Source organism: Nonomuraea sp. NPDC049758, assembly GCF_040674635.1.
Classification (GTDB): domain Bacteria; phylum Actinomycetota; class Actinomycetes; order Streptosporangiales; family Streptosporangiaceae; genus Nonomuraea.
Map to the genome: position 1 here is coordinate 260,209 of NZ_JBFAMZ010000018.1, position 7,508 is coordinate 267,716.

The following is a 7,508-nucleotide window of genomic DNA, read 5'->3' on the forward strand; positions in this document are numbered from 1 at the left end:
CTCCAGGTTCTGCGGTTCCGCCGGCCATCCGCCACCCCCCTTGGAGCCCGTCATGAACAGATCCACGATCAGAGCGCTCGGCATCGGCGCGGCCGTCGCGCTGCTCACGGCCGGGCTGACCGTCCCGGCGGGCGCGGCCGCTCCGCCGGACACCCCGCCGCCGCAGGAGCCTTCCTCGTCGGTGGCCCCGGCCGAGCGGGACCGCGTGCTGGCCGCGGACTGGCGTACCTCGCCGGACCTCGCCTGGACCACCGAGGGCGACGCGACCGGCTTCCACCTGCTGACGGCCGAGGAACGCACCGGCTACACCTGGCGCACGCTGGCGACGCTGAGCGAGCCCGGCTTCGAGACCGACCGCTGGATCGGCAACGTCTGCTTCACCGCCTCCGGCAGGAAGGCGGTGGCCGTGTACGCGCCGCGCGCCTTCACCAACCAGGCGGACCTGTTCGACCGCGGGGCCTTCACCGCGCTCATCGACGTGCCCACCGGCAAGGTCACCAAGCTGCCGATCCACTCCTCGCTCGCCTACTTCAACCCCGGCTGCGGCCAGGGAGAGCGCAGCGTGATCACGCAGGCCAGGGGAGGGGACCAGCCGGGCGGCCCACCGGCGCGCACCCGGCTGTCCGTGCTCGACGCGGCCTCGGGACGGATGGCCGCGCCCGTCGAGCAGGCCGGGCAGATCACGTCCGCCATCCCCGTGAACGGCGGCATCGTGGCCGCCGCCGGCAGCAGCCTGCGGTTCCTTCCCGCGCGCGGGAAGCCGCGCGATCTCGCCAGGGCGGCGTCGGTGCCGTTCAGGCTGGCCGCCGACGCCGGCGGCGGCGTGGTCTTCATGGAGCACCAGGGGGACGTCGCCCGCGTGCGCCGCGTGCCCGTCGCCGGGGGCGAGGCGGCGGAGCTGGCCTCGGGGCCGCTCACCGAGGTCGACGTGCGCGCCGGCACGGGCGGCAAGGTGTTCCTGACGGGGAGCGTCACGACCGCGCGGCCGCTGCCCGCCCCGGTGACCCGCGTGGACGTCCCCGCCACGGCCCGGCTCTCCTCGCACGGGCGGCTGGCCGTCCTGCCGCAGCAGCGGCCGTCGATGGGATCGGGCCGGGAGCCGTCCGCGGAATGGGTGCGGTCGATGACGTCACAGCGCCCCGACGAGCCCCAGGTCGTCCATCTGAAGACCAGGATCACGACCACCGGCCGGGAGACCGGTTTCACGGTACGGACCTCGGACGGCGTGCCCGACACCGGCGCCGCCGCCGGTTCCCTCGCGGTGACGGCCGCCACGTCGATGACCGGCACCGTCGACACCGGCGCCTACTGTTCCGTGCCGCGCAACGATCCGTACACGCAGGTGTACCAGCCGACGCCGCGCCAGGTGGAGTGGGCGGCCGACCAGGCGGTGGTCGGCAACCTGACGATGCTGCGCCCGACCGGCTGGAAGCAGTCGGGCCTGACGCAGTGGCGGCCGCAGGGCGAGTTCCCGCCGCTCTCCCTGGCGGGCGGCGGCCGGGTCCCGGTCCAGGTGTTCCTCGGCATCATGTCGCAGGAGACGAACCTCTGGCAGGCCACGGGGCACGTGCTGCCGGGAAGCACCGGCAACCCGCTGATCGGCAACTACTACGGCCGTGAGCTCTACAACGACGACCCCTCCGACGACTGGGTGATCAACTGGGACAAGAGCGACTGCGGGTACGGCATCACCCAGATCACCGACGGCATGCGCAAGCAGGGACACGAGCGTCCCTGCAAGCCGGACGAGAACTTCTGCGAGGTCGCGCTGCCCGCCTGGCAGCAGCGGGAGATCGCCGTCGACTACGCCACGAACATGGCCGCCGGCCTGCGCATCCTGCAGGACAAGTGGAACCAGACGCGCAACGCCGGCCTGATCCACAGCAACGGCGACTCGGCGTGGCTGGAGAACTGGATCTTCGCCATCTGGGCCTACAACTCGGGCTTCCACCCCGACCAGCACGACGGCTCGCCGTGGGGGGTGGGCTGGGCCAACAACCCCGCCAACCCCGTCTACCCGGCCAACCGCCACTTCTTCAACAGCAACCCGCACGACCCCGCGGAGCCGCAGCTGTGGCCGTACGAGGAGAAGGTCATCGGCTTCGCCGCCTACTCCATCTCCACCCCTGACGGCCCCGGTTTCCGTCCCGCCTGGTGGGTCAGCGTCGACGACCGCAACGCCGCCAAGCCGCTCGTCTCGTCCTTCTGCGAGCCGGGCAAGAACGACTGCGACCCGGGCGACGCGGCAGCGCCGTGCAAGCACAAGGACGCCTCCGGCCAGTACGACCTGAAGTGCTGGTGGCACACCCCGACGTGGTACCGGATGTGCGGCAGCGGCGTGTGCGGCCACGAGCTGCTGCGCTTCGACACCTCCTATCCCGAGCAACCCGACGGCACCCACTACGCGCCCAACTGCTCGCTCAGCGGCATCCCGGCCAACGCCTACGTCGTGGACGACGTGCCGTCCTCGGTGCCGATCGTGCGCTCGGGCTGCAGCAGGACCTGGGGCAACTACGGCTCGTTCACGCTGTACTTCAACGAGACCGAGCCGGCGCCCTACGTCTCCAGAGTCGACTTCCACCAGCTCGGCGGCGGCTTCGGCGACCACTTCTGGTTCACCCACACCAGGGACGCCACCAACGTCGGCCAGCTGAAGTTCGGCGTCACCGGCATCTGGCGCCCGCCGAGCTCCATGACCGGGTGGACGCGCATCAAGGTGCACATCCCGGAGATCGGCGCGCACACCCAGCTCGCCGACTACGTCATCGATCCCGGCGGCAACGCCCCCACCCGGCACCGGGTCGTGGGCCAGTACTGGCAGAAGAACACCTGGGTGGACCTCGGCGTGTTCAACCTCAACTCGGGCGCCAGTGTGTCGCTCAGCAACCTGACCAGGCGCGAGGAGGGCCGCAACTGGGACTGGGACATCGCCTTCGACGCCATGGCCTTCATCCCGACGAGCAAGCCCAAGGTCGACTATGTCGGCCTCGGCGACTCCTACTCGGCCGGGCAGGGCAACGAGCCGTACGACGAGACCAGCAACTTCACCCTCGGCACCCGCGGCTCGACCTGCCACCGGTCCAAGGCCGACGCCTACGCGCGGATGATCAAATGGCCCGGCTCGTCCGCCACCATCGAGAGCGAGGCGCGCACCGGCAACGGCACCACCGGCTTCGCCCTGCTGGCCTGCTCGGGCGCCCAGACCAAGCACGTCGCGGGCGACGCGTACGCCAACGGCGAGCCGCCGCAGATCGACCAGGGCTACCTGGACGCCGACACCGACCTGGTGACCCTGTCGATCGGCGGCAACGACGCCGGCTTCTCCGACGTCATCAGCCGCTGCACCGTCGGCCTCAACTGCCGTGACGACAGCACCGAACGGGCCATCGCGGCGCTCGACGGCCCGCTCACCGACACCTTCACCAAGATCCACCAGAAGGCGCCGAACGCCCGCGTCATCGTCCTGGGCTACCCGCACCTGTTCAACGTGCAGAACGAGGCGCCGCTGACCTGCATCAGCTCCCTCCGCATCGGCCAGCTCGACGCCCTGTGGCTCAACGACATGACCGACCGGATGAACGCCGTCAGCACGGCCGTCATCGCCCGCCTGCGCCAGCAGGGGGTCGACATCTCCTTCATCGACCCGGTACCGGCCTTCACCGGCCACGCGATCTGCGACAACGACCCGTACGTGCGGGCGATCGACATCACCACAAACGGAGCCTCCTACCACCCCAACCCCGCGGGCCAGCGAGCGTACGCCGCACTGGTGCAATCCGTACTGAACGGCTGACCCAGCCTGAGACGATCGCTACCTGAGCCTGCCGTACAGCTCGGCGATCTCGGCTTCGTCGGCGACGAGCGGCAGCTGGTCGAAGGTCAGGGTCCAGCCGTTCGAGACGCCGCCGGTGTCGTCGACGCGCTCGACGACGCCGAAGCTGATCGCCTCGGCCTGGCCCTTGGGCAGCAGCGTGCCGTGCCATTCCAGGTAGGTCGCGCCGTTCACCTTCACGGCTTGCCCCGGCTCCAGCCGGACGTCGCTGACCTGTGCGAAGAACCTGTTCAGGTAGGCGAGCTTGCCCTGCGTGGTGCGCAGCGTGCCGCCGTTCAGGCCGGGGGCGGACAGCGGCGCACCGGTGAGCCGCGCCGTCAGGGCCTGCGCGTCCTCGTCGTTCCACGCCTTGGCGCGGGCGACGAGCTCGTCGGGGCCGAGGACCGGCCTGCGGACCTGGTCGGGGGCGCCGCCGTCGGCGATGCCGGCGAACAGGTCGGGCAGCTCGGGGGCGAGGGGCCTGAACAGGGTGTGCCGGTCGTAGTAGCGGCGTCCTTGCACGACCTTGCCGCCGTCGGTCAGCTGGACCCGGTAGACCGCGTCGTAGGCGACCTCGTGTCCCTTGACCGTGGCCTCGTTGCGCGCTTCGAACATCACGGCGGGACCGTTCACCGCGACGCGCGTCCCTCGGAACCGGAAGTCGGGCATCAGGCTGAGCGTTCCGCTGATCGACCTTCTGATGGCCTCCTCACCCTGGAGCAGCGGAGTGCTCGCCTTCGCCGGTTCCCACAGCGTCGCGTCCTTGGACCAGATGTCGACATAGGCGCCCACCCGGTCAGGGGTGGTGACCTTGCCGAACGTGATCTGCCGCTTGATGAACGTGCAGGCGTTGGGCGACACCCAGCCGCTGATGGAGGAGACCTCCGCCCGCGCGTCGGCGCAGCCGGCCGCCCGGTCCCAGCCCTCCTCAGTGGCCTGAACCGGGCTCGCGATCGTGCACAACGCAAGCATCGTGCCGACCGCGAGACCCATCCCCGCCAACCGCGTCGTCTTCATGACCAGCCCTTTCGATGTTCTTTCAGGTGACACCGAAATTAGGCTGATCCGCTGCGTGACGAATCTGTCGACGTGACGGTAGCCGGGCGTGCCGCGCGCCGGCGCACCGGGCGTTCGGCCGGCGCCGGCTCGATCGGCCAGTAGGAGGAGAGGGTCTCCTCCTACGGGAGTATCGATCTTCGGATCTGCCTGGATACCGTTGACGCATGCGATGGCGTGGCAAGGCGCTGGATGTCCTGCTGGTGACGGCCGCCATCGGCTTCGACGTCCTGACCACCTGGCACACCTGGGGGACCGCGTCGGCGCCCGTGGTGATCTGCGGCGCCTTCTCCGTGCTGGCCGGGGCTCCCATGGGGTTCCTGCGGCGGTGGCCGGTGGCGGTGACCGGCTACCTGGCGGGGCTGCTCGTCCTCACCGACCAGCTCGGCGCGTTCACCGTCAACACCGTGCAGATCCTGCTCCTGGCGGCCCTCGGCGTCGTCGCCCACAGGACGCGGCCGCTCACCGTGTCCTGCTCGGCCCTGGTCGTGGGCGTGGCCACCGCGGTCAACCTGGCCGATCCCGGCCACCCCTTCACGGCCAACGCCTGGTGGTACTGCGCCGGAGCCGTCGTGGTGCCCGTCCTGATCGGCGTCTACCTGCGCGGCCCGGCCGGACGCCTACCCGAGCGCGACGTCACTCCGGACGTGCTGCTGGCCGGCGGCGGGCTCACCCTGACCGTCCTGAACACCTGGACGGGCTGGGACACCGCCGGCGGGCCGGTCTGGGTCACCGCGTCGCTGGTGGTGCTCGCGGGCCTGTCCCTGGGCGTCGCGCGGCGGCTGCCGGGGCTGGTGTTCGTCCTTCAGGTCGTCCTCATGCTGCTGGCCGACCAGTACTTCGAGAAGGCGACGGCCACCTGTGTCATGCTCGTCCTGGTCACCGTGGGCGTGTTCGCCATGCGGGTGGCCTCCTGGCTCTGGACGTTCGTCGTCCACCTCGTCGCCGTTCTCGCCATCGCCGCCTTCACCGCCGCCATGGCCCACGCCGGGCCGGCCGCCGAGAGGCAGCCGACGCGGGTCCTGGCGTTGATGACGCTCGTCGTGGCCCCCGTGGCGAGCGGCCGCTACCTGCGGGCCCGGCAGGCCGCGAGCCAGGCGGAACGGCTGCGCCGTCGCGAGTCGCAACAACGCGCCCTGGCTCAGGTGCGCGCCGACCAGCTGGCCGAGCGCGAGAGCATCGCCCGCGAGATGCACGACATCGTCGCCCACCACGTCGGCGCCATGGTCCTGCGAGCCGGCGCCGCCCGCTACTCCGACCCCGGCGGGCCCTCCAGCCAGGCGCTCACCGACATCCATGACGCCGGCCACCAGGTGCTCGAAGACCTCCGCGGCCTGCTCGACCTGCTGCGCGACCCCGACAAGCAGCCCGACCTGCTGGCCGACCCGGCCACCGTGATGCGCCAGTCGGCCGAACGCATGAGCGCGGCGGGGCTGCTCGTCGAGCTCGACATCGGCCCCGAAGTGGCGCGGGCGCCTCTGATGGCCCGCGCCTCGGCCGCCCGGATCGTCCAGGAGGGGCTCACCAACGTCCTCAAACACGCGGGGGCGGGCACCCGGGTGCGGGTGAGCCTCACCGCGGCCCCCGGCGAGCTGGCCGTCGAGGTGCGCAACGGCCCCCCACCCGCCGCCGTGCTCAGCCTGCCCTCCTCCGGGCAAGGGCTGCGCGGCATGCGCGAACGCGCCCACGCGCTCGGCGGCACCCTCACCGCCGGCCCGGCCGAGGACGGCGGCTGGCTGCTGACCGCCCTGCTGCCCACCAGGCACGCGGCGTGATCCGCCCGGCCTGGAGATCGGGCGTGCTCAGCGCCGAGCCTCTCTCCCGGTCGGCGTACAGGCCGCGGCGAGCAGAGGTCAGCCGGCCGCGGACCGCACGATGCCGTCGACGAGAGCGGCCAGACGGTGCGGCTGGGACAGGAACGGACAATGGCCGCTGGCCAGCCTGCGGATCTCGGCGGCTCGGGCTGCCATCCGCTCCTGCAAGGCGGGCGGGACGGCCTGGTCCCGCTCGGTGATGATGTAGGTGGCGGGGATGTCGTGCCGGCCGGCCGTGCCGGCCTTCTCCGTGAAGGACCGCCTGGTCTGGTTGACCAGGCGGCTCATCTCGGCCTCGGCCTCGGCGTCCGGCAGGTCGCCGTAGAGCGAGGTGCGCGGCTGGTCGATGAGGGGGAACAGGCCGCTCGTGTCGTCGGGGTCCGGCAGGCCGTGGAGGGTGCACAACGACTGTCCCCGGTCCGGCAGGTACGCGGCCAGGTAGATCAGCCGCTCGACGTTGCCGGCTCCGGCGGCGGCCTCGGTCGTCGGGATGCCCCCGTAGGAGTGGGCGAGCAGCACGATCGGGCCTTCGACCGCGGCGATTTCCGCGGCCAGCACGGCGGCGTCGTCGTGCATGCCCGCGGTGGGACGTTCGCCGGCGCTCGGGAGCGCGGGCGTGCGCGTGGCGTAGCCGAGCGCGTGCAACTCGGGCTCAAGCCTCGTCCAGGTGCTCGGCCGGTGCCAGGCGCCGTGGACCAGCATCACGGTGGTCATGAAGGGACTCCTAGGCTCCTAGATGGTTGAGTCCAAGGGGTCGGGGTGATCAGTGGTCGTAGCGGGTGAGTGATCTCTTGATCGGCTGACCGGTGTGATCGTTGTGCCATATG

4 protein-coding genes are annotated in these 7,508 nt (G+C 71.4%); 2 read left to right on the forward strand and 2 right to left on the reverse strand.

From position 1 onward, the window contains the following. Nucleotides 1-52: 52 nt before the first annotated feature. A complete protein-coding gene (locus tag AB0J46_RS38180) occupies nt 53-3,793 on the forward strand; it encodes a GDSL-type esterase/lipase family protein (protein WP_364339300.1) in 3,741 nt (1,246 codons plus the stop codon). An 18-nt stretch (nt 3,794-3,811) separates the two neighbouring features. Here AB0J46_RS38180 and AB0J46_RS38185 read toward each other — a convergent pair whose 3' ends face one another. Then, nucleotides 3,812-4,828 carry a nuclear transport factor 2 family protein gene (locus AB0J46_RS38185; protein WP_364339302.1) on the reverse strand — a complete coding sequence of 339 codons (1,017 nt, stop codon included), beginning with the start codon at nt 4,826-4,828 and terminating at the stop codon, nt 3,812-3,814. A 206-nt stretch (nt 4,829-5,034) separates the two neighbouring features. On the opposite strand from AB0J46_RS38185, the gene AB0J46_RS38190 reads away from it, so the two are divergent. Further along, nucleotides 5,035-6,642, forward strand: a complete 1,608-nt coding sequence (locus AB0J46_RS38190; protein ID WP_364339304.1) for a histidine kinase — start codon at nt 5,035-5,037, stop codon at nt 6,640-6,642. 78 nt (nt 6,643-6,720) lie between these two features. On the opposite strand, the gene AB0J46_RS38195 is transcribed toward AB0J46_RS38190, so the two are convergent. Continuing rightward, a complete protein-coding gene (locus AB0J46_RS38195) occupies nt 6,721-7,395 on the reverse strand; it encodes an alpha/beta hydrolase (RefSeq protein ID WP_364339306.1) in 675 nt (224 codons plus the stop codon). Nucleotides 7,396-7,508 lie beyond the last annotated feature (113 nt).